Here is a 22,627-nt window from a genome sequence, read left to right as displayed (position 1 = left end):
GCCTCACTCACCCGAGTGAACCGTCATACAGTCCCACCGACCTTTGTTCGCAACGGACTTGACGAACCCTCAGACTTCGGACGTCAGACCGAGGCGCCGAACAGCCACTCGGCCTTCAGCTCCGCGTAGCCCGGCTTGATCACCTCGTTGATCATCGCCAGTCGCTCGTCGAACGGCAGGAAGGAGGACTTCATCGCGTTCACGGTGAACCACAGCATGTCGTCGAGGCCGTAGCCGAAGGCCTCGATCAGGTGGGCGAACTCCTGGCTCATGCTGGTACCGCTCATCAACCGGTTGTCGGTGTTCACGGTGACCCGGAACTTCAGCCGGCTGAGCAGCCTGATCGGGTGCTCCGCGTAGGAACTCGCCGCCGCTGTCTGCAGGTTGGAGGTCGGGCACATCTCCAGCGGGACCCGCTTGTCGCGCACGTAGGCGGCCAGCCGGCCGAGCGCGACGGTGCCGTCCTCGCGCACCGTGATGTCGTCGATGATCCGCACGCCGTGGCCCAACCGGTCGGCGCCGCAGCACTGCAGCGCCTCCCAAATCGAGGGCAGGCCGAAGGCCTCGCCGGCGTGGATGGTGAAGTGGTTGTTCTCGCCCTTGAGGTAGTCGAAGGCGCCCTGGTGGCGGGTCGGCGGGTGGCCCGCCTCGGCGCCGGCGATGTCGAAGCCGACCACGCCGGCGTCGCGGTAGCGGTTGGCCAGCTCCGCGATCTCCTGCGAGCGGGCGGCGTGGCGCATCGCGGTGAGCAGGGTGCCGACCTTGATCCGGTGGCCGGCCGCGCGGGCCTTGGCCTCGCCGATCCGGAAGCCCTCGTTGACCGCCTCGACCACCTCGTCCAGGCTCAGCCCGGCCTCCAGGTGCTGCTCAGGGGCGTAGCGCACCTCGGCGTAGACCACGCCGTCGGCGGCCAGGTCCTCGGCGCAGTCGGCGGCGACCCTGATCAGCGCCTCGCGGGTCTGCATCACGGCACAGGTGTGGGCGAAGGTCTCCAGGTAGCGGACCAGCGAGCCTGAGTCGGCGGCCTCGCGGAACCAGACGCCCAGCTTGGCCGGGTCGGTGGTGGGCAGCCCCTGGTAGCCGCAGGCGGCGGCCAGCTCGACGATGGTCTCGGGGCGCAGGCCGCCGTCCAGGTGATCGTGCAGCAGCACCTTGGGGGCCCGGCGGATCTGGTCGGCGGTGGGGACGCGCGGGGCCGTGGTGCCCGCGGGGACGGAGATCTGCGTTTCCATTGCGGGAGTGTAGCCCCTACGCGCGTAGATTCCCACCTGTCACCGCATCGGCGTGGCGCTTGTCACCCGTGGTCCAGCAGCCGCCCGCGCCGCGACAGCACGAACGCCCGGAAGGCCTCGGCCGGCGGCGGCAGCGGCCGGCCGGTCACCCAGGCGAGACCGATCGCCCGCCTGGTCCGCGGCGCCGTCACGGTCAGGTCCACCACCCCGGGGCGGGGCACCGTCCCCGGCGGCAGCAGGGCCACCCCGAGCCCGGCCGCGACCAGCCCGCGCAGCGTCTCCGCCTCCTCCCCCTCGAAGGCGATCCGCGGCGCGAAGCCGGCCTGCGCGCAGAAGCCGTCGGTGATCTGGCGCAGCCCGTAGCCGTGCTCCAGCGCGACGAACGGCTCCTCGGCCACCTCCGCCAGCCGGATCCGCCGCCGCCGGGCGAGCCGGTGGTCGGCCGGCACCGCCAGGTGCAGCACCTGCTCGTCCAGCGGCCGGGCGGTCAGCTCCGGGTCGTCCTCGGCGGGCAGCGGCGAGACCAGGCAGAGGTCCAACTCACCCGCCCGCAGCCGGGCCAGCATCGCCGCCACGTAGTCCTGGACCAGTTGGAAGCGCACCCGCGGATGGTCGGCCCGAAAGCCGCGCAGCAGCGCGGGCACCGCGTCCGTCCCCATGGTGTGCAGGAAGCCGAAGGCCACCCGGCCCGCCGCCGGGTCCACCTCGGCGCGCACCGCCCGTGCCCCACGCTCCAGTTCGCCCAGCGCGCGCTCCACCGAGCCGAGCAGCAGGTGGCCGGCCCTGGTCAGCCGCACCGTGCGGCCCTCGCGGACCAGCAGGTCCACGCCCAGCTCCCGCTCCAGCCGGGCGATCGCGCGCGACAGCGTGGGCTGCGGCATGCCGAGCAGCTCGGCCGCCCGGGTCACGTGCTCCAGCCGGGCCACCGCCGCGAACTGGGCCAGCCGCGGCGCCAACTGGACGGCGGGGGAGAGCGGATCGAGCTCGGTGGGATTGGGGGCAGCGCCCTCCTCATACGTCACAGCATCGATTATCGCCAATTCATGTATTGGACGCATGGAACCTGCCAGGTCTAGCGTCGCTGCCATGCCTCCCGTCGAGACCGCAGCTCCCGAGGCATCCGCCGCCACCGCCCCGGGTGCCGTACCGTCCCGCGCCGCCACGTCCACCGCACCCGTGACACCCACCGTGCCCGCCGCACCCGTCACGCCCACCGTGCCCGCCATGGCCACCGCGCCCGCCACGCCGGACGGCGCCGACCGCCGCCTGCGCCCCGGGCAGCGCGACTTCCGGCGCTCCAACCTCGCGCTGTTCGCCGCCGGCGTCGCCACCTTCGTGCTGCTCTACTCCACCCAGGGCCTGCTGCCGCTGCTCTCGGCCGACCTCCACCTCACTCCCGGGCAGGCGAGTTGGACGGCCTCGGCGGCCACCCTGGGCCTCGCCCTGGGCCTGCTGCCGGCCAGCGCGCTCTCCGACCGGTACGGCCGCACCGCGGTGATGACCGGCTCGGTGCTCGCCGCCTCCGCGCTGGCCATCGCGCTGCCCTTCGCCTCCTCGCTCGGCGTGCTGGTCGCACTGCGCGCGGTCCAGGGCGCGGCGCTGGCCGGGCTGCCCGCGACCGCCATGGCCTACCTCGCGGAGGAGGTGCACCAGAGCGCGCTGCCCTCCGCGATGGGGCTGTACGTCGCGGGCAACAGCATCGGCGGCATGGGCGGGCGGCTGATCGCCGGCTGGACCGGCGCCGCCTGGGGCTGGCGCTGGGGCCTGGCCTCCTCGGCGGTGCTCGCGCTGCTCTCGGTGCTCGCCTTCCGCCTGCTGATCCCGGCCGCCCGGCACTTCCGCCGCACCCCGGTGGACCCGCGCGCCCTGGCCCGCACCGTCGGCGCGCACCTGCGCAACCCGTTGCTGCTGCGGCTGTACGCGCTCGGGATGCTCTTCATGGCGGTCTTCGGCGCGGTCTACAACACGGTGGGCTTCCGGCTGATCGCCGCCCCGTTCCACCTGCCGCAGTCGATCGCGGCCTCGATCTTCGCGGTCTACCTGGTCGGCACCGGCACCTCGGCCGCCGCCGGCCGCCTCACCCAGGCCCTGGGCCGCCGCGGCACGCTCTACGTGGCGATCGCCCTCACCAGCGCCGGGCTGCTGCTCTCGCTCGCCGACTCGCTGCTCTGCGCGCTGCTCGGCCTGGTGCTGATCACCGGCGGCTTCTTCGCGGGCCATGCCACCGCCTCCTCCGCGGTGGGCCGCACCGCGACGCACGGCCGGGCGCAGGCCTCCGCGCTCTACCTGATGGCCTACTACCTGGGCAACAGCCTGGGCGGCACGGTCGGCGCCGACGCCTACCACGCGGTCGGCTGGTCCGGCGCGGCGAGCGTGGGCCTGGCGGCCATGGCCCTGGCGGCGGGCGTGACGCTCTACGCCACCCGCCAGGCCGGCCGGGCGGCCGCACCGCGGGCCTGAGCCGCCCGCACCGGTGGGCGCCCCTCCCACGCGGGTGGAACCCTCCCACAGGTGTGCACCCCTCCCGCACGGGTGAACGCGGCTCACCCGAGGGGCCGCATGCCCGGTGCGCCTGCGCGACGGCCATACCCCCGTTCGAGTGCACTGGGCAGCGGCCGATCCCTCCTGCCTCCAGGAGCCCTCGCATGTCCAAGTCACCGAGCGACGGCGTCCCGCGCCTCGCCGCCCTCCTCCTGCTCACGGCGCTCGCCCTGGCCGCACCACTCGCCGCACCGGGCGCGGCCGCCGCCGCACCACCACCTCGCACGGCCGCCGTCGCGGTGAGCACCATCGACACCACCGCCACCGTGGGCGCCGCCACCGTCACCACCACCACCGGCGGCCGGGCGGCTGATCCGGCGCACGAGACGTCCGCCGCTCCCCGCCCCACGCTGGCCGGCAGCGGCACCTCGCCCCGGCTGCTCTCCGTCGCCGCGCTCTCCCTCACCCTGATCACCCTGGGCACCATCGCGCTGGTCCGCAGCCGCCGGCCGCGCCGCTGACCGAGCGGCGGCGGGCCCGAAAATCCTGTTGCCGCAGTGCCGTTGGCCCGTCAAGAATCGGCGCCATGGGTACCGCTGTGCTGACCGACGAACAGATCGAACGCTTCGTCACCGAGGGCTTCGTCCACCTCCCGGAGGCGTTCCCACGCGCCCTCGCCGACGAGTGCCGCGCCTTCCTGTGGCGCGAGACCGGCCTGGACCCGGACGACCCGGCGACCTGGACCCAGCCGGTCATCCGCCTCGACGGCTACGGGCAGGCGCCGTTCCAGCAGGCCGCCACCACCGCGCGCCTGCACGCGGCCTTCGACCAACTGGTCGGCCCGCGGCGCTGGGTGCCGCGCACCGGCCTGGGCACCTTCCCGATCCGCTTCCCGCACCCCGCCGACCCGGGCGACGCCGGCTGGCACATGGACGCCAGCTTCACGCCGCCCGGCGAGCAGGGCTACTGGCTCAACCTGCGCTCCGAGGGCCGGGCCCTGCTGATGCTCTTCCTCTTCTCGGACACCGACGCCGACAACGCGCCGACCCGGATCAAGGTCGGCTCGCACCTGGACGTGCCGGCCTTCCTCCAGCCCCACGGCGAGCGCGGGGTGGACGGCTTCGCGCTCTGTGGCGAGATGGCCGAGGCCGGCCGCCTCGACGCCCCCGAGCGCCCGGAGGCCCTCGCCACCGGCCTGGCCGGCGACGTCTACCTCTGCCACCCGTTCCTCATCCACTCCGCCCAGCCGCACCACGGCACCGTCCCACGCTTCCTGGCCCAGCCCCCGCTGGTGCCGACCGGCCTGCTCGACCTGGACCGCGCCGACGGCGACCACTCGCCCGTGGAGCGCGCCGTGCGCCTCGGGCTCGGTCGCCACTGACCCGACCAACCAGCGGTTATCGCCGTGCGTGAAGGGCATATCACCCTGAGAAATCAGGGGAGAGAACCATGGCGATCGTCTTCGACGCGGACTTCGGCTCGGCCACCCAGTGGGTGGCCGGCCGCACCAGCGCCTATCCGAACATGGGCCCGACCAACCGGGCCGACCACAAGCTCGACAACCTCAACCACGCCTACTGCCCGGACGGCACCTTCACCGCCACCCGCGGCTGGTTCAGCCGCCAGTGGAGCTGCAACCTGCTCACCACTGAGGGCAGCCCGCAGGCCTTCCAGCTCAAGGCCGGCGACACCCTGCACGCCCAGGTCACGCTGCCCACCGGGATCGGCGCCTGGCCGGCGATCTGGACCTGGCGCGACGGCGGCAACGAGGTCGACGTCTTCGAGTACCACCCCGACCACCCCGACCTGCTGGAGGTCAGCAACCACCTCAGCGGTGACTCCTTCTACTGGCACGGCGCCTCCGCCGGCGTCGCCCCCGGGGCCACCGTCGACCTCAGCACCACCATCGGCGCCGACTCCGTCGACTGGTACGCGGGCGACACCCTCTTCCACTCCGACGGCCAGGGCGTCGGGGCCGACTGGTCCGCCTACCTGATCGTCAACCTCTCGGTCTCCGACGGCACCTACCACCCCGCCCCTTCGTTCTTCGGCCCCCGCCGGCTGAGCTGGCGCTGCCTGAGCCTGCGAGTGGAGCGGTGAGCCGCCGCGACGGCTACCGGTCGCGGTAGACCTCGCGGCGGTTTCCGGCGGCCAGGACCCAGACGATCAACCGGCCCTGCTCGACCGTGTACACCACCCGGTAGTCGCCGACCCTGAGCCGCCACTGGTCGGCGCGCCCTCGCAGGGCCTTGATGTCGAAGGCCGCCGTCTCCCCGCTGTCCAACGCCTGCTGGAACTCGGCGAGGCGGTGCAGGATCCGGATCGCGTCGGCCCGCGGGATCTTCAGCATGTCCCGCTGGGCATGCGGGGTGAACCTCGTGACGTGACCCATGCCGGTCAGGCGTGGTGCGCGCGGACCATGGCGGCCATCTCATCGAGCGAGACGGACCCTTCCCGGCCTTCGGCTTCCGCTTCGTCGGCCAGCACGCCCAGCCAGGCGTCCTCCGCCTGGTCGGCGAGCTGCCGCAGCCGCTGGTACTCCCCTATGTCGAGGACCACGGCCTCCTGCTTGCCGCGACGCGTGATGATCGTCGGGGTCTCGTCACGACGGGCCCGATCGATGACGTCCGCGAGGTGGCTGCGGACCTCTGCCATGGATTCGACCACTGGCTCACTCATGTAGCGAATGTAGCAGATGTACATCTGGAGCGAGGCGGTCCCGAACACGCCGGTGGGCGGCCCGCACCCCGCGAGCCGCCCACCGGAACCTGCCCGCCGCCTCAGCCGATGCGGTCCAGCACCAGCGGCGTGCGGGTGTACTCCGTGCCCAGCGGCGCGACCTCGACGCCGCCGGCCAGCGCCTCGATCGCGTAGTCGAACCGCTCCGGGGTGTCCGTGTGCAGGGTCAGCAGGGGCTGGCCGGCCGTCACCACGTCGCCGGGCTTGGCGTGCATCTCCACGCCCGCGCCCGCCTGCACCGGGTCCTCCTTGCGCGCGCGGCCGGCGCCCAGGCGCCAGGCGCAGACGCCCACCGCGTAGGCGTCCAGCGCGGTGAGCACGCCGCTCGCGGGGGCGGGGATCACGTGCTGCTCCTTGGCGACGGGCAGCGGGGCGTCCACGTCGCCGCCCTGGGCGGAGATCAGCCGGCGCCAGTGGTCCATCGCGGAGCCGTCCCTGAGCGCGTCGGCCGGGTCCTTGCCGTGCACGCCCGCGGCCTTGAGCATCTCGCGGGCCAGCGCCACGGTCAGCTCGACCACGTCGGCCGGGCCGCCGCCGGCCAGCACCTCGACGGACTCGCGCACCTCCAGCGCGTTGCCCGCGGTGAGGCCGAGCGGGGTGGACATGTCGGTCAGCAGCGCGACGGTGTTGACGCCCGCGCCGCGGCCCAGGCCGACCATGGTGCGGGCCAGCTCCTGGGCGTCGGCCAGGTTCTTCATGAAGGCGCCGGAGCCGACCTTCACGTCCAGGACCAGGGAGCCGGTGCCCTCGGCGATCTTCTTGGACATGATCGAGGAGGCGATCAGCGGGATGGCCTCGACCGTGCCGGTGACGTCGCGCAGCGCGTAGAGCTTCTTGTCGGCGGGGGCCAGGCCGTCACCGGCCGCGCAGATCACCGCGCCGGACTCGCGCAGCACGTGCATCATCTCGTCGTTGGAGAGCAGCGCGCGCCAGCCGGGGATGGACTCCAGCTTGTCCAGGGTGCCGCCGGTGTGGCCCAGGCCGCGGCCCGACAGCTGCGGGACGGCCGCGCCGCAGGCGGCGACCAGCGGGGCCAGCGGCAGGGTGATCTTGTCGCCGACGCCCCCGGTGGAGTGCTTGTCGGCGGTCGGGACGCCCAGGGCGGCGAAGTCCATCCGGACGCCCGAGCGGATCATCGCGTCGGTCCAGCGCCCGATCTCGCGCAGGTTCATCCCGTTCAGCAGGATGGCCATGGCCAGCGCCGACATCTGCTCGTCGGCCACCACACCGCGGGTGTAGGCATCGATGACCCAGTCGATCTGATCATCGGTCAGCTCGCGGCGATCGCGCTTGGCAGTGATGACGGAGATGACGTCCATGGCATTTCTCCAACGGGGAACCGGCAGAAGAACGGAAGTGGCGCGGGGGCGACTGCTGCTCAGTCGCCCCCCCGCCACTCTACGCGCGTCACACCGCGTGTGACTACTACCGATCCCTGACCGCTGATCCCTGCCGGCTACAGCCGCTCGGGCCCGAACGCGTCCGGCAGCACCTCGGTCATCGGCTTGATCCCCGAGGGCAGGTCGACCAGCAGGTCGGGGCCGCCGTGCTCGTAGAGCAGCTGGCGGCAGCGCCCGCACGGCATCAGCGCCTGCCCGGCACCGTCCACGCAGGCGAAGGCGACCAGCCGGCCGCCACCGCTCGCGAAGAGCGCCGAGACCAGCCCGCACTCGGCGCACAGGCCCAGGCCGTAGGAGGCGTTCTCCACGTTGCAGCCGGTGACCACCCGCCCGTCGTCGACCAGCGCGGCCGCCCCGACCGGGTACTTGCTGTACGGGGCGTACGCCCGGGTCATCGCGTCCCGGGCGGCCGTGCGCAGCGCCGCCCAGTCCACCTCGACCGACCGCTGGGCGGCCGTCACTTGCCCTGCCCCTTGCGGTAGATCTGCCCGTCGGCCTTCGGCGGCCGCAACCGCTGCGCCGAGAGGGCCAGCACCACCAGGGTGATCACGTACGGCGTCGCCACGATCAGCGGGCGCTGCACGACGTCGGTGGTCGCGTACCAGAGCGCCAGGCCGCCGGCGGCGACCAGGCTGACCACGGCCGGCACCAGCTTGCGCCGGTAGCCCTGCCAGGCCGCGAGCAGCGCCATGATGATCGCCAGCGCGAGCAGCAGCACGTGCACCGAGTCCGGGTCGCGCAGCTGGAGGCTGTCGGTGAAGCCGAACAGGCCCGCGCCGGTGGCCAGGCCGCCCGGCAGCCAGTTGCCGAAGATCATCGAGGCGAGACCGATGTAACCGCGGTTGCCGGTCTGGCCGTCGCGGTAGACGCTGGCGGCGACCATCGAGAGGTAGGCCCCGCCCAGGCCCGCGAAGCCGCCGGAGGCGATCACCGCGATGTACTTGTACTTGTAGACGTTCACGCCCAGCGACTCGGCCGCGGTCGGGTTCTCGCCGCAGGAGCGCAGCCGCAGCCCGAAGGTGGTGCGCCAGAGCACGAAGTAGGTGCCGACCAGCAGCGCGACCGCCAGCACGGTGACCACCGACAGGTCGGTGACCAGGCCGCCGAGCAGACCCGCGACGTCGGAGACGAAGAACCAGTGGTGGCCCTCGATCTTGTCCAGCCAGGTCGAGAGGCCGCCGATGGTGATGGTCGGCAGCCCCGGGGTGGGCGGCGACTGCGAGGCACCGGCACCGGCCGAGACGTAGTCCGGGTAGTAGATCCGGTTGACGTAGAGGCAGATGCCGGGGATCAGCAGGTTGATGCCGACACCGGAGACGATGTGGTCCACCCCGACCCCGACCGTGAGCACCGCGTGCAGCAGGCCGCCCGCGGCGCCGGCCGCGATCGCGGCCAGCAGGCCGACCCAGGGGTTGACCAGGTAGCCGACCCAGGCGCCGGCGAAGGTGCCGGCCACCATCATGCCTTCGAGGCCGATGTTGACCACACCGGCCCGCTCGGCCCACAGACCGCCCAGACCCGCCATGCCGATCGGCACCGCGGCGCCCAGCGCGGCGGTCACCTGGCCGGAGGAGGTCAGCTCGTGGTTGCCGGTGACGGCGCCGACGAAGGCGAACAGCAGGATCGCGCCGGAGACCAGCAGCAGGATGACCGGCAGCGAGAGCCTGGCCCGCTGCCCGGGGGCCTTGACGGACGGCTTGGTACGGGGCTCAGTCGCGGTGCTCATGCCGCCACCTCCTTCTTGGCGGCCGACTCGGCCTGAGCGGCAAGCTGGGCACCGACGCGCTGCTGCTGGCGCTTGAGGCCGTAGCGGCGCACCAGCTCGTAGGCGACGACCACGCAGATGACGATGGTGCCCTGCATGACCTTGATGATCTCCGGCGGGTAGTTGTTCACCGAGAGCTTGTCGGCGGTGACATCCAGGAAGGACCAGAGCAGCGCGGCGAAACCGATGCCGAGCGGGGTGTTGCGGCCCAGCAGCGCGATCGCGATGCCGGTGAAGCCGACGCCCGCCTGGAAGTTCTGGCCGAAGTAGTGCGAGTAGGTCAGCAGGTCGGGCATGCCGATCAGACCGGCCAGCGCGCCGGAGACGCACATGCTGGTCAGGATCATCCGCTTGACGTTGACCCCGCTGGCGGCGGCGGCCGACTCGGAGCGGCCGGTGGCGCGCAGGTCGAAGCCGAACCGGGTGCGGGTCAGCACCAGCTGGAACAGCACCCCGATGACCACCGCCAGGATGGCGAAGCCGTAGACCGAACCGCCCGCGGTGCTCAGCGTGAAGAAGTTGCTGGAGGTGGCCATCATCTTGGTCTGGATGGAGTTGCTGGTCCCGCCGCCGTTGCTCGGCGCGAAGATGCCGGGCACCAGCAGCACACCGATGATCGCGGTGGTGATGGCGTTCAGCATGATGGTCGAGATGACCTCGCTGACCCCGCGGGTGACCCGCAGGATGCCGGCGACCGAGGCCCACAGACCGCCGACCAGCATGGCGACGATCAGCAGCAGCGGGATCTCGATGAACGAGGGCAGGTTCACCACACCGCCGACGTAGGCGGTGAAGAGCGCGGCCAGCTGGTACTGGCCGTCGGCGCCGATGTTGAACAGGTTCATCCGGAAGCCGAAGGCCACCGCGACACCGGCGAGGTAGTAGGTGGTGGCCTTGTTGATGACCGCCACCTGCCCGTCGGAGGCGAACCCGTAGTGGGTCATCAGCTGGAAGGCCTGGAACGGGTTGAAGCCCGCGACGGCCAGCAGGGCCGCGCAGATCACCGCGGCGGCGGCGATGGCCAGCACGGGTGCGGCGATGGCCAGGACCAGGCGCTCGCGGTCGATCCGCTGCAGCAGGCCGCGCTTGTCGGCGGTCTGGGTGGTGGTGCTCATGTGGGTCACTCCCCCGCCTGCTCGTCAGAGGCAGCGGCGTCGGTGGCGGTCGCCTCGTCCGCGGCGTCCTCGGTGGTGGTGGCCTCGGTGGTGGTGGCCTCGGCGGCGGTCTCCTCGGCAGCGGCCTCGGCGGCGGCGTCCTCGAGCGGGACGTCCAGGCGGCCGTGCTCCTCGTCGGTGACCAGCGCGGCCTGGGCCAGCGCGGCCTCGTCCGACTCGATCCGGCCGGAGGCGGCGCCGGTCATCGCGGTGCCCAGGTCCTCCGCGGTGACGGTGGCCGGGTCGGCGTCGGCGACCAGGCGGCCGCGGTAGATCACCTTGATGGTGTCGGAGAGCCCGATCAGCTCGTCCAGGTCGGCGGAGATCAGCAGCACCGCCAGGCCCTCGCGCTGGGCGACCCGGATGTGCTCCCAGATCTGCGCCTGCGCGCCGACGTCGACCCCGCGGGTCGGGTGGGCGGCGATCAGCAGCTTGGGCCGGTGGCTCATCTCGCGGCCGACGATCAGCTTCTGCTGGTTGCCGCCGGAGAGCGAGGCCGCGGTGACCTCGATGCCCGGGGTGCGGACGTCGTACTGCTCGACGATCCGCTTGGTGTCGCGCCGCGCGGCGGCGGGCTCCAGCCGGAAGCCCTTGGAGTTCGGCTCCTCGGTCACGTGGCCCAGGATCCGGTTCTCCCAGAGCGGGGCCTCCAGCAGCAGGCCGTGCCGGTGCCGGTCCTCGGGGATGTAGCCGATGCCGGCCTCGCGGCGGGCCCGGGTCTGCTTCGCCGTCAGGTCCTCGCCGTCCAGCACGACCCGGCCGGCGTCCACCGGGAGCATGCCGACGATGGCCTCGACCAGCTCGGCCTGGCCGTTGCCCTCGACCCCCGCGAGGCCGAGGATCTCGCCCTTGCGGATGGTCAGCGTGACGTCGTCGAGCACCACGCGTTCGATGCCCTCGGCGTCCGCCTTGGCGATCCGCAGCTTCTCGGCCTGGAGCATCACCACGTCGGTCACGGTGGACTCGCGGCTCTGCGGCGAGGGCAGCTCGCTGCCGACCATCAGCTCGGCGAGTTCACGCGCGGTCACCTGCGCGGGGTCGGCGTCGCCGACCGTGGTGCCGCGGCGGATCACGCTGATCGCGTCGGCCACCGAGAGCACCTCGTGCAGCTTGTGCGAGATGAAGATGACGGTGACGCCCTCGGCCTTGAGCTCGCGCAGGTTGGCGAAGAGCGCGTCGACCTCCTGCGGGACCAGCACCGCGGTGGGCTCGTCCAGGATCAGGATCCGGGCGCCGCGGTAGAGCACCTTGAGGATCTCGACCCGCTGGCGGTCGGCCACGCCGAGGTCCTCGACCAGGGCGTCGGGGCGCACGTTCAGGCCGTACTGGTCGGAGATCTCCTGGATCCTCGCCCGGGCCCTGCCACCGATGCCGTGCAGCTTCTCGCCGCCGAGGACGACGTTCTCGATCACGGTGAGGTTGTCGGCCAGCATGAAGTGCTGGTGGACCATGCCGATGCCACGGGCGATCGCGTCCCCCGGGGTGGCGAACTCGCACCGCTCGCCGTTGATCGCGATGGTGCCCTCGTCCGGCCGCTGCATGCCGTAGAGGATCTTCATCAGCGTGGACTTGCCCGCGCCGTTCTCACCCATCAGGGCGTGCACGGTACCGGTGCGCACGGTGAGGTTGATGTCGTGGTTGGCCACGACGCCGGGAAAGCGCTTGGTGATGCCGCGCAGTTCGACGGCCACGGTCGCCGATCCCATGGAGGAGTTACCTCCCTTGCTGAGGGAGGGCTTGGAAGCGGTGATGGCGATCTCCTGATGGTGACAGGCGCGTCGTTGCGCTGGGGAGGGGAGGCCTGCCGTGCTGCTTGACGGCGTGGGGAGGGAACGAGAGGGGCCCGGCGGAGTGCGCTCTCGCGCGACCCACCGGGCCCCTCCCTGTCTCAGACGTACTGGATGACGTACTGCGGCACTACCTGGCGGTGCTGGCGGTTCAGCCGGCCGGCGGCGCGGTCGGCGGGGTGACCGCACCCGAGATGATGTCCTGGGTCGCCTGCTTGATCTTCGGCGCGATGTCGTCGATGTGGCCACCGGTGGTGGCGAGGCCGACACCGCCCGACTTCAGGTCGAAGCGCTGGACACCGGTCAGCGGCTGACCGTTCTTGACGCTCTGGATGTAGTTGTAGACCGCGGTGTTCACGTTCTTCAGCGCCGAGGTCAGGATGTGGTCCTTGTACTGCGCCAGCGCGCTCTGGGCGGCCTGGTCACTGTCCACGCCGATGGCCCAGAGCTGGCCCTTGCCGGTGGTGGTGGCGACGGCCTGGATCGCACCGGTGCCGGAGGCGCCGGCGGCGGCGTAGATGACGTCGTCACCCTTGTCGATCATGCCCTGCGCGGCGGCCTTGCCCTTGGCCGGGTCGCTGAAGCCGCTGAAGTCCGGCGGGGTGGTCAGGTAGGTCACGTCGACCTTGATGTTCGGGTTGACCGAGGCGACGCCAGCGCGGTAACCGGCCTCGAACTTCTTGATCAGCTCGGACTGCACGCCACCGATGAAGCCGACCTCGTTGGACCGGGTCTTGCTCGCGGCGGCGATACCGGCCAGGTAGGAGCTCTGCTGCTCGGTGAACTCCAGCGAGGTGACGTTGCTGGGCTGGGTCGCCGAGTCGGAGTCGATGATCGCGAACTTGACGTTCGGGTGCTCCTTGGCGACCTTCTCGACGGTCGCCTGGTACACGAAGCCGACCGCGATGATCGGGTTGTAACCGGCCGAGACCAGGTTCTCCAGGCGGGTCTGCTTGTCGGAGTCCGCCTCACCGGTCTTGGCCTCGGCCTCGGTGGCCTGGATGCCGAAGTCGGCCTTGGCCTTGTCCAGACCCGCGGCGGCCATGTCGTTGAAGCCCTGGTCACCACGGCCGCCGACGTCGTAGGCCATGCCGACCTTGAGACCCGAGCCGCCGGAGGAGGACGAGGTGGTGGTGCTCTTTGCGCCGCAAGCGGCGAGCGAGGCGATGCCCAGGGAACCCGAGAGCACAACCGCGGCGAGCTTTACTGAACGGCGCAAGGGAGTATCTCCTTCTCACACACCCGTTTGGCGTGGTCGAGCGCCACCGTAACGCGCGTAGAACACGGTTGTGTTACGGGTCGCCCGGCCATTCGGGTTGTTATCAAACCGTGGCACTGAGGCACATCGGGTCATTTAAACCTCGATGAGTACCCCAGTGTCCCATGGTCGCGCCGAAGGACCGCAACCATGTTCGATCTTGGTCGATCCGGCGCGGTCCCTGCTCCCGGCGGCCCTCAGACCCGGCCGTGCTCCAGCGCCAGCGAGCTGAAGAGCTCGACGCCGACCGCGATCGCCCGCTCGTCCACGTCGAACCGGCCCTGGTGCAGGTCCCGCACCGCGGTCTCGTGCGGCGCGCGCACACCGAGTCGGGCCAGCGCCCCCGGCGCGTGCTCCAGGTACCAGGAGAAGTCCTCGCCTCCCAGGGACTGTTCCGTCGGCTCCACGACCTCTTCACCTTCGGCACCGAAGAAGCTCGTCATCGCCATCTCGAACTGGGCGATCGACTCCGCCTCGTTCACCACCGGCGGGACCCCCCGCTTGTAGTCCAGGCTCCACTTGGCCCGATGAGTCTCGGCCATCGAGTCGATCAGCTCGTGCAGCGCGTCCGGCGCCTCGCGCCAGCCGGCCAGCTCCAGGCAGCGGACGGTGCCCTCCAGCTCGGCGTGCTGCGGGATCACGTTCGGTGCCGAGCCCGCCTCGATCCGGCCCCAGACCAGGCTGACGCCCCAGCGCGGGTCCATCCGCCGGGCGAGCGCCCCCGGCAGGTCGGCCGCCAGCCGCCCGATCGCGGTGACCAGATCCGTGGTCAGGTGCGGGCGGGCGGTGTGCCCGCCGGGGCCGTCCAGACTGAGCGTCAGGGCGTCGCAGGCCGAGGTGATCGCGCCGGTGCGCAGGCCGATCCGGCCCACCACCACCTTGGGATCGCAGTGCACCGCGAAGATCCGGCCCACCCCGTCCATCCCGCCGGCCGCGATCACGTCCAGCGCACCACCGGGCATCACCTCCTCGGCGGGCTGGAAGAGCAGCCGGACCGGCTGCCGCAGCCGCCCCTCGCGCAGCGCGTCGGCCAGCACCAGCGCGGTGCCGAGCACGACCGAGGTGTGCACGTCGTGGCCGCAGGCGTGGGCGCAGCCGGGCACCGTGGAGCGGTACGGCGCCTCGGTCTTGGCATCCGCGATGGGCAGCGCGTCGATGTCCGCGCGGAACGCGAGCAGCGGGGTGCCGGACTTGGTGCCGGACGGGACCAGGTCGACGATCAGGCCGGTGCCGCCGGGCAGCACCCGCGGCGCCAGGCCCGCCGCGGTGAGCCGCTCGCGCAGCAGCGAGGTGGTGCGGAACTCCTGGCGGCCCAGCTCGGGGTGACGGTGCAGATCGCGGCGGAAGGCGATCAGCTCGGCCTCGTACCGCCGGACCTCCGCGCGCGGCGGCCGCGGCCCCCTTCCGGCGGCGGAGGGCTGCTGGGCGGCGGCGGGCGCCGTGACCTGCGGGCTTGGCTGCTTGGCGGTCTGAGGACGGTTCACCCCAACAAGAATATCGGGGCGGGCGGAGTTTGGCTTGACTTCGGCCGAATAACTCCCCGGTTTGGCGCATGCACGGCCCGCGGGTGGGTATGACATCTCGTTTCAGCCGCCTTCCCCGGTGGCACCGCCCTGAGCGATGAACCTGTGCAACGACCAGGCACCCCAGGGGGTCACGACCGGACGTGACGTTCTGTCGGCCGCTGCGACCAGCGCGGACAGGCGAAGACGGGCGAAGAGCGGGGCCGACCCCGTCCGATCACAGCTGGATGGCCGCCGCGTATCAGGATCCGGACGTTCTGGTCATGCGCTGGCAAAAAATTCAGACGAAGTCTTGAAGATCGGCCATCTGAGCGAATAGACAACGACCGCACAGTCAAACTTCCGCTCCACCGATCCTCCGTCAGGAGCCCGGTCCGGTGGCGCGGTCCGTCACGCCCGCGTCCCGGAGCACGCCCACAAGGCGGGCCCGAGACGCACTCACCAGAGAGTGGGGAACCCTCGTGCCCGCAGCCAAGCGCAGCCGGCTCACCCGGATAGCAGTGGTGGCCCCGGCCGCCGCCCTCGTCCTGGGAACGCTCGCGATCGCCAACCCGGCGCTCGCTGACACCCCGTCGGGCACCGCGGCCAACGCCGCGAAGGACCTGGCCGGCAGCCACCCCGACTGGGCGACCCCCGAGGCCGACGCCGGTGCGGTGCCGAACGGCACCCCGGGCACCGCGCGCGTCTACCTGGCCGGCAAGGACCCCCAGGGCCTGGCCGCCTACGCGCAGGCCGTCTCCACCAAGGGCTCCCCGGTGTACGGGCAGTTCCTCTCCACCGACCAGGCCAAGGCCCGGTTCGGCGCCACCCCCGAGCAGGTCAAGGCGGTCACCGACTGGCTGACCGGCGCCGGGCTCAAGGTGGACTCCGTCACCAACCACTACGTCCAGGTGTCCGGGGACACCGGCGCACTGGCCAAGGCGTTCAGCGTCCAGGTGCACAACTTCCGTACGACGGACGGCACTCACAAGGCGCCGACCTCCGACGCCATCGTGCCGGCCTCGGTCGCCAACGCGGTGCTGGACGTGACGGGCCTGAACGACACCGTCGCCAAGTCCTCCTCGAACGCGGTCTCGGCCGCCACCGCCGAGGCCACGGCCGACGCCCAGGCGCCGACCGCCGGCACCGACAAGAAGCAGGCCACCCTGCCCACCGTCGCGACCTGCTCGGCCGACGGCTACGACTCGGACGTCGCCAAGGGCGCCCCGCAGGGCTACGAGAAGAACGACCCGTTCGCTCCCTGCTCGTACGTCCCCTCGCAGCTGCGCCAGGCCTACGGCGTCACCAAGTCCAAGGTGACCGGCAAGGGCGCCACCGTCGCGATCGTCGACGCGTACGGCCTGGGCACCATGCAGCAGGACGCCAACACCTTCTCCCTCGCGCACGGTGACAAGCCGTTCGCCCCGGGGCAGTACAAGGAGGTCCTCACCCCCGCCAAGTGGAACAGCCAGGCCGCCTGCGGCGACTGGTCGGGCGAGGAGGCGCTGGACGTCGAGATGGTGCACGGCCTCGCGCCGGACGCCAACGTCGTCTACGTCGGTGCCAACTCCTGCATGGACGCCGACCTCGGCGACGCGCTGGCGAACATCGTCGACAACCACCTGGCCGACATCGTCTCCAACTCCTGGGGCGAGATCACCCACGCCTCGGACGGCGACCTGGACCCGGCCGTGATCGCGGCCGACAACCAGATCTTCGAGCTGGGCACGGCCGAGGGCATCGGCTTCACCGTCTCCGCCGGCGACTGCGGCGACAACTCCCCGGCCGCCGCGGCGAGCGGTGCGAACTGCCAGGCCGACACCGACCAGGCGCAGACCCAGTGGCCGTCCTCCTCGCCGTGGGTGACCTCGGTCGGCGGCACCGCCCTGGAGCTGAACAACAAGAAGGGCGACTACGCCGACGAGGTCAGCATGGGCGACCTGCGCTCGGTGCTGTCGACCGACGGCAAGTCCTGGAGCCCGATGCCGGGCAAGTTCTACTTCGGCGGTGGCGGCGGCGTCTCCAAGGACACCCCGCAGCCGTGGTACCAGAAGGACGTCGTCCCGGACTCCATCGCCAAGACGGCCGCGGACGGCACCAAGTCGGCGACCCCGCTGCGCGCCACCCCGGACATCGCGATGAGCGGTGACCTGGTGGCCGCCACCCTGGTCGGCTACACCCCGACCGGCGGCGCCTACAGCGAGGGCGGCTACGGCGGCACCTCGGTCTCCTCCCCGGAGGTCGCGGGCATGCTGGCCGACGCCATCCAGGAGCGCGGCGGCCGTCCGATCGGCTTCGCCAACCCGGAGCTGTACGACCGCGCCAACAACGACAGCATCTTCAACGACGTCGACGACGCCCCCGACCACGGCAAGCTCGGCAACGTGGTGGACCTGGGCATGGTCGGCGGCGCGCTGAAGGTCCGCCTGTACAAGATCGGCTCGGACTTCGGCCTGAAGGCGACCGAGGGCTACGACACCGCCACCGGTCTCGGCAGCCCGGGCAAGGACTTCCTGAAGTCCTTCGCCACCAAGAACTGACGTAGTCCGCTGCCGGCCGGCAGCTGAGCGGGGCCCCGGAGTCGCACCGACCCCGGGCCCCGCTTCGTCGCGCTCCGGCCACTGGGCCGCCGGACCACTGGGCCACTGGGCCACTCAGAACCGCTCGGCCGGGGTGTAGGTCCCCCACACCTCGCGCAGCGCGTCACTCACCTCGCCGACCGTGGCCCGGGCCGCCAGCGCCTCCTTCATCGGGTACAGCACGTTCGCCTCGCCGGCCGCGGCCCGGCGCAGCCCGTCCAGTGCGCGGCGCACCGCCGAGCCGTCCCGTTCGGCGCGCAGCCCGGCCAGCCGCCGGACCTGCCGCTCCTCGATCGCCGGGTCCACCCGCAGCGGCCGGTACGGCTCCTCGGCCTCCAAGCGGAACCGGTTGACCCCGACCACGGTCCGCTCCCCCGCGTCGGTCTGCTGCTGGATCCGGTAGGCGGTCCGCTCGATCTCGCCCTTCTGGTAGCCCTGCTCGATCGCGGCCACCGCGCCGCCCAGCTCCTCGATCCGCTCCAGCAGCGCCAGTGCCGCCGCCTCCACCTCGTCGGTCATCGCCTCCACCGCGTAGGAGCCGGCGAACGGGTCGACGGTGGCGGTGACGTCGCTCTCGTGGGCGAGCACCTGCTGGGTGCGCAGCGCCAGGCGGGCCGCCTTCTCGGTGGGCAGCGCGATCGCCTCGTCGAAGCTGTTGGTGTGCAGCGACTGGGTCCCGCCCAGCACGGCGGCCAGCGCCTGGACGGTGACCCGGGCCAGGTTGACCTCGGGCTGCTGCGCGGTGAGCTGGACGCCCGCGGTCTGGGTGTGGAAGCGCAGCATCTGCGACCTCGGGTCGCGCGCGCCGAAGGTGTCGCGCATGATCCGGGCCCAGATCCGGCGCGCCGCACGGAACTTGGCCACCTCTTCGAGCAGCGTGGTGCGGGCCACGAAGAAGAAGGAGAGCCGGGGTGCGAAGTCGTCCACCGCCATCCCCGCGGCCAGCGCGGTACGCACGTAGGCGATGCCGTTGGCCAGGGTGAAGGCGATCTCCTGCGCGGGATCGGCCCCGGCCTCGGCCATGTGGTAACCGGAGATCGAGATGGTGTTCCAGCGCGGGATCTCGGCCCGGCAGTACCGGAAGACGTCGGCGACCAGCCGCAGCGAGGGCTCCGGCGGGAAGATGTAGGTGCCGCGCGCGATGTACTCCTTGAGCACGTCGTTCTGCACGGTGCCGGTGAGCTGCCGGGCCGCCGCGCCCTGCGCCTCCGCCACCAGCTGGTAGAGCAGCAGCAGGAGCGCGGCGGGGGCGTTGATGGTCATCGAGGTGGAGACCTCGCCCAGCGGGATGCCGCCGAAGAGCACCGCCATGTCCTCGACGCTGTCGATCGCCACCCCCACCTTGCCGACCTCGCCGGCCGCGAGCGGGGCGTCCGAGTCGTAGCCCATCTGGGTCGGCAGGTCGAAGGCGACCGAGAGCCCGGTGGTGCCGCCCGCGATCAGCTGGCGGTAGCGCGCGTTGGACTCGGCGGCGGTGCCGAACCCCGCGTACTGGCGCATGGTCCACGGGCGGCCGGTGTACATCGAGGGGTGGATGCCCCGGGTGAACGGGAACTCCCCCGGTTCACCCAGCTGCGGCGCCGGCGGCTGCGGTCCGTAGAGCGGCGCGATCGGGAAGCCGGACTCGGCGCGTCGCGGCTCTGCTGCCATGGGGGTCCTCCGCACGGGAACGGGTGCCGGCCGGCGGTTCGCGGCTTGCTGCGATGATGGCACCGCAGGCTGTCAGGCACGACGGGAACGCAGGCAAAGGACACGGCAATGAGTACCGGTCAGCGCAGGGTCGCAGTGGTCACGGGCGCGAGCAGCGGCATCGGCGCCGCGACGGCGCGGCGGCTGGCGGACGAGGGCTTCGAGGTGGTGCTGACCGCGCGTCGCACCGAGCGGATCGAGCAGCTCGCCAAGGAGGTCGAGAGCCGGGGCGGCAGCGCGCGGGCCGTCACGCTGGACGTAACCGACCGGGCCGCGGTGGACGCCTTCGCCGAGGCGGTGGGCCCCATCGACGTCCTGGTCAACAACGCCGGCGGGGCCTTCGGCTCCGAGTCGGTCGAGCGGGGCGACCCGGCCGACTGGCTGGCGATGTACCAGGTGAACGTCCTGGGCGTGCTGCACATGACCCAGGCGCTGCTGCCGCGGCTGCGCGAGAGCGGCGACGGCACCGTGCTGATCCTCTCCTCCACCGCCGCGCTGGCCGCCTACGAGGGCGGCGGCGGGTACGTGGCCGCCAAGCACGCCGCGCACACCATCGCCGCCACGCTCCGCCTGGAGCTGGTCGGCGAGCCGATCCGGGTGATCGAGATCGCGCCGGGCATGGTCAAGTCGGAGGGCTTCGCGGTGACCCGGTTCCGCGGCGACGAGGCCAAGGCGGCCGCCGTCTACCAGGGCGTCTCGCACCCGCTGACCTCCGAGGACATCGCCGACACGGTGGCCTGGGCGGTCACCCGGCCCTCGCACGTCAACATCGACCTGCTGGTGGTCCGGCCGCGGGCCCAGGCCTCCAACTACAAGGTGCACCGGGACTGACCCGGACGGGGCCCATGGATGGTCCGGTAGCGCACGGGTCACAACTTGATAGCTCGTCAGGGTGAATTCCGCGAGCACTCTCCCCAACTGATGAGTGCTCAACTACCGTGGTGCCGCTGCCCGGGAGGACCGCGGCACCGCGTGGGCGACCCCGCTCGCGGTCTGCTGTGATCCATGCTGGTTACGTCCGACCCCACGAGCCCCCTTTCCGCCCTCCCGAGGAGGACCCGCTGGCCAGCGACATCCCGGCCGACATTCCCGCTCCGCGGCCGACACTCCCGCCCAGCCCCGCGGTCGGACTGCACCGGTTCAACGAGGCCGACCCCGGCGCCGCCGAGGAAGCCCTGCTCGCCTGCTGCGGCAGTCACCGCTGGGCCCTGCGGCTGACCGCCCACCGCCCCTATCCCGACCTGGAGTCCCTGCTGGCCGCGGCCAGCGAGGCCTCCTACGACCTGCGGCCGAGCGACCTGGCCGAGGCGCTGGCCGACGAGAGCTGGATGCCGCAGCCGCTGCTGGGCATGCGGGCTCCCGGCAGCCAGGCGGCGCACACCGCGCTGCGCGCCGCGCACGCCGCCTACGAGTCCCGGTTCGGACACGTCTTCGTGGTCTGCCTGGACGGCGTGGAGCCGGAGGAGATGCTCGACACCGTGCTCACCTCGATCCGCACCCGGCTGGCCAACGAGCCGGACGAGGAGCGGCTCATCGCCGCCGAGGAACTGCGCCGGATCGCCCTGAACCGGCTGGAGCACCTGGTCGCCAGCAGCACCACCGGCTGACGACCGGCCCCGCCCAGCCCCGAGTACCCGCCCCGGGTACCCAGCCCCGGGCACTCGGCCTCGGGCAGTCAGCCCTGGGCACTCACCCCTGCGCGGCCCGCAGCTTGCGGGTCTGCGCCAGGACCACCGCCGGGTCCGGCACGGCGGCCGCCTCCTTCGCCGTCCCCACGGTGGAGAAGACGGCCAGCGCCGTGCCGACCCGGACCACCGCGGCCCGCTGGGAGAGCACCGGCCCGCCCGCCTGCGGACCACTCGTCAGAGTGAACGCGGTCGCCCCGTCCGCTCCCCCGGGGGTGGGCGTGTCGGCGCGCACCAACTGGTGCCGGGTGCGCGCCGCCGCCGCGCCACCCGCCACCCCGGAGGTGAAGTCGGCGCACTGCGCGAGCACCGCCTCCAGCGCCGACTGCAGCACCGCCGAGCGGCCCGCCGGATAGCCGAGGAGCGCCGTGTAGAGGGGGACCTTCGCCGTGCCGGGCCCGATGGCGGTCAGGTCGGTCTCGGCCTGCGGCTGGGCGGCCGGGTCGGCGGGGCCGATCGCGTCCAGCACCGGCTGGCAGGCCGGGACATCGGCGAGCTGCCGCTCGGCGCCCTGCGGCTGGACGGCCTGACCGGGGTTCAGCACCGTGACGGTGTAGCCGGCGCCGAGATCCGCCGGCCCGACGGCGGCGGCCCGCAGCTCGGCGGCGGTCAGCACCCGCGCGGGCGGCGCCTGGTCGGCGGCGGTCGGCTTCACCGTCGCGCACCCGCCGGCCGCGAGCACGGGCAGCAGCAACAGGACGGCGGGTCGAACGGTCATCGATGTCCTCAATGGCGATTGACAACGGGCGAAATCGGAAGATCCGTCACCGTACCGCTGCCGCAGGGCGACCCAGGGTCACCGAAAGTCGCCCCATTAGCCCGCCCGTGCCTGATTGATCACACTCAAACCCCCCGGAGGCGGTTCCCGACGAGGCGTCGATAGGATGACCGCGGCCGGTGGACCGTACCCGGCCGGGCTTACCGACACCGACGCCGGCCGAGCCCTTCAACCGCTTCCGGAGGGTTTTCCGTGCCGGCTGGAACGCTGTACCGCGGCCGCGAAGGCATGTGGTCCTGGGTGGCTCATCGAGTCACTGGCGTCCTCATCTTCTTCTTCCTTCTCGTCCACGTCCTTGACACCGCCCTGGTCCGCGTCTCGCCCCAGGCGTACGACTCGGTCATCCAGACGTACAAGACTCCGCTGGTGAACCTGATGGAGTACGGCCTCACCGCCGCCATCCTGTTCCACGCCCTGAACGGCCTGCGGGTCATCGCGGTGGACTTCTGGTCGCAGGGCCCGAAGTACCAGAAGCAGATGCTCTGGAGCGTCGTCGGCCTCTGGGTCGTCCTGATGGCCGGGGCCTTCTACCCGATTCTGCAGCACACCCTGCTCACCTGGTTCGGGAAGTGATCCGG

At 72.1% G+C, this 22,627-nt stretch carries 21 protein-coding genes; 8 read left to right on the top strand and 13 right to left on the bottom strand.

Annotation, left to right across the window (positions count from 1 at the left end; all coding sequences use genetic code 11):
* Positions 1-83 precede the first annotated feature (83 nt).
* Together OG455_RS24350 and OG455_RS24345 are read right to left on the bottom strand one after the other, a co-directional pair.
* A complete protein-coding gene (locus tag OG455_RS24350; RefSeq protein ID WP_266297035.1) occupies positions 84-1,232 on the bottom strand; it encodes an adenosine deaminase in 1,149 nt (382 codons plus the stop codon).
* 62 nt (positions 1,233-1,294) lie between these two features.
* The gene (locus OG455_RS24345; RefSeq protein ID WP_266297033.1) at positions 1,295-2,254 is read right to left on the bottom strand and encodes a LysR family transcriptional regulator; all 960 of its coding nucleotides are present in this window, start codon (positions 2,252-2,254) and stop codon (positions 1,295-1,297) included.
* Between the two features lie 202 nt (positions 2,255-2,456).
* On the opposite strand from OG455_RS24345, the gene OG455_RS24340 reads away from it, so the two are divergent.
* The 4 genes from OG455_RS24340 (at position 2,457) to OG455_RS24325 (ending at position 5,813) form a co-directional block, all read left to right on the top strand.
* Entirely contained in the window at positions 2,457-3,692 is a 1,236-nt protein-coding gene (locus OG455_RS24340) for an MFS transporter (RefSeq protein WP_266300935.1), read from the top strand.
* Positions 3,693-3,877: 185 nt separating this feature from the next.
* Entirely contained in the window at positions 3,878-4,234 is a 357-nt protein-coding gene (locus OG455_RS24335; RefSeq protein WP_266297031.1) for a hypothetical protein, read from the top strand.
* A 65-nt stretch (positions 4,235-4,299) separates the two neighbouring features.
* Positions 4,300-5,094: a phytanoyl-CoA dioxygenase family protein gene (locus OG455_RS24330; protein WP_266297029.1), complete on the top strand. Its 795-nt coding sequence runs from the start codon at positions 4,300-4,302 to the stop codon at positions 5,092-5,094.
* A 68-nt stretch (positions 5,095-5,162) separates the two neighbouring features.
* Positions 5,163-5,813 carry a beta-glucanase gene (locus OG455_RS24325; protein WP_266297027.1) on the top strand — a complete coding sequence of 217 codons (651 nt, stop codon included), beginning with the start codon at positions 5,163-5,165 and terminating at the stop codon, positions 5,811-5,813.
* A gap of 13 nt (positions 5,814-5,826) precedes the next feature.
* Here OG455_RS24325 and OG455_RS24320 read toward each other — a convergent pair whose 3' ends face one another.
* The 9 genes from OG455_RS24320 to OG455_RS24280 form a co-directional block, all read right to left on the bottom strand.
* Positions 5,827-6,105: a type II toxin-antitoxin system RelE/ParE family toxin gene (locus tag OG455_RS24320; RefSeq protein ID WP_266297025.1), complete on the bottom strand. Its 279-nt coding sequence runs from the start codon at positions 6,103-6,105 to the stop codon at positions 5,827-5,829.
* A 5-nt stretch (positions 6,106-6,110) separates the two neighbouring features.
* Positions 6,111-6,392 carry a type II toxin-antitoxin system Phd/YefM family antitoxin gene (locus OG455_RS24315; protein ID WP_266297023.1) on the bottom strand — a complete coding sequence of 94 codons (282 nt, stop codon included), beginning with the start codon at positions 6,390-6,392 and terminating at the stop codon, positions 6,111-6,113.
* Between the two features lie 101 nt (positions 6,393-6,493).
* Positions 6,494-7,771 carry a thymidine phosphorylase gene (locus OG455_RS24310; RefSeq protein ID WP_266297021.1) on the bottom strand — a complete coding sequence of 426 codons (1,278 nt, stop codon included), beginning with the start codon at positions 7,769-7,771 and terminating at the stop codon, positions 6,494-6,496.
* A 137-nt stretch (positions 7,772-7,908) separates the two neighbouring features.
* Complete coding sequence (locus OG455_RS24305) at positions 7,909-8,313, bottom strand: cytidine deaminase (protein ID WP_266297019.1); 405 nt, start codon at positions 8,311-8,313, stop codon at positions 7,909-7,911.
* Positions 8,310-9,578 carry an ABC transporter permease gene (locus tag OG455_RS24300; protein ID WP_266297017.1) on the bottom strand — a complete coding sequence of 423 codons (1,269 nt, stop codon included), beginning with the start codon at positions 9,576-9,578 and terminating at the stop codon, positions 8,310-8,312. The genes OG455_RS24305 and OG455_RS24300 overlap by 4 nt, the downstream gene beginning before the upstream one ends.
* A complete protein-coding gene (locus tag OG455_RS24295) occupies positions 9,575-10,732 on the bottom strand; it encodes an ABC transporter permease (RefSeq protein WP_266297016.1) in 1,158 nt (385 codons plus the stop codon). The genes OG455_RS24300 and OG455_RS24295 overlap by 4 nt, the downstream gene beginning before the upstream one ends.
* Before the next feature lie 5 nt (positions 10,733-10,737).
* Entirely contained in the window at positions 10,738-12,477 is a 1,740-nt protein-coding gene (locus OG455_RS24290) for an ABC transporter ATP-binding protein (RefSeq protein WP_266297015.1), read from the bottom strand.
* A 232-nt stretch (positions 12,478-12,709) separates the two neighbouring features.
* Positions 12,710-13,777, bottom strand: coding sequence for a BMP family protein (locus OG455_RS24285; RefSeq protein WP_266297013.1), 1,068 nt, complete (start codon positions 13,775-13,777; stop codon positions 12,710-12,712).
* A gap of 236 nt (positions 13,778-14,013) precedes the next feature.
* Positions 14,014-15,171: an amidohydrolase gene (locus tag OG455_RS24280; protein WP_266300934.1), complete on the bottom strand. Its 1,158-nt coding sequence runs from the start codon at positions 15,169-15,171 to the stop codon at positions 14,014-14,016.
* A 629-nt stretch (positions 15,172-15,800) separates the two neighbouring features.
* On the opposite strand from OG455_RS24280, the gene OG455_RS24275 reads away from it, so the two are divergent.
* Positions 15,801-17,858 (top strand): protease pro-enzyme activation domain-containing protein, encoded by a 2,058-nt coding sequence (locus tag OG455_RS24275; protein ID WP_266297012.1) that lies wholly within the window; start codon positions 15,801-15,803, stop codon positions 17,856-17,858.
* Positions 17,859-17,972: 114 nt separating this feature from the next.
* Here the strand turns inward: OG455_RS24275 and OG455_RS24270 are convergent, their stop codons facing one another.
* On the bottom strand, positions 17,973-19,547 hold the full coding sequence (locus tag OG455_RS24270; protein WP_266297011.1) for a methylmalonyl-CoA mutase: 1,575 nt from the start codon (positions 19,545-19,547) through the stop codon (positions 17,973-17,975).
* 108 nt (positions 19,548-19,655) lie between these two features.
* On the opposite strand from OG455_RS24270, the gene OG455_RS24265 reads away from it, so the two are divergent.
* Both OG455_RS24265 and OG455_RS24260 read left to right on the top strand, forming a co-directional pair.
* A complete protein-coding gene (locus OG455_RS24265) occupies positions 19,656-20,417 on the top strand; it encodes an SDR family oxidoreductase (protein WP_266297009.1) in 762 nt (253 codons plus the stop codon).
* A 299-nt stretch (positions 20,418-20,716) separates the two neighbouring features.
* Positions 20,717-21,193 carry a 2-oxo-4-hydroxy-4-carboxy-5-ureidoimidazoline decarboxylase gene (locus OG455_RS24260; RefSeq protein WP_266300933.1) on the top strand — a complete coding sequence of 159 codons (477 nt, stop codon included), beginning with the start codon at positions 20,717-20,719 and terminating at the stop codon, positions 21,191-21,193.
* Positions 21,194-21,275: 82 nt separating this feature from the next.
* On the opposite strand, the gene OG455_RS24255 is transcribed toward OG455_RS24260, so the two are convergent.
* Positions 21,276-21,989, bottom strand: coding sequence for a hypothetical protein (locus tag OG455_RS24255; RefSeq protein ID WP_266297007.1), 714 nt, complete (start codon positions 21,987-21,989; stop codon positions 21,276-21,278).
* 252 nt (positions 21,990-22,241) lie between these two features.
* Between OG455_RS24255 and sdhC the strand changes: the two genes are divergently transcribed.
* A complete protein-coding gene (gene sdhC, locus OG455_RS24250) occupies positions 22,242-22,622 on the top strand; it encodes a succinate dehydrogenase, cytochrome b556 subunit (protein ID WP_266297005.1) in 381 nt (126 codons plus the stop codon).
* Positions 22,623-22,627: the final 5 nt, after the last annotated feature.

This window comes from Kitasatospora sp. NBC_01287 (assembly GCF_026340565.1).
Taxonomy (GTDB): Bacteria; Actinomycetota; Actinomycetes; order Streptomycetales; family Streptomycetaceae; genus Kitasatospora.
Note: the sequence above shows the minus strand (reverse complement) of the source record. Positions and strands in the feature narration are given on the sequence as shown.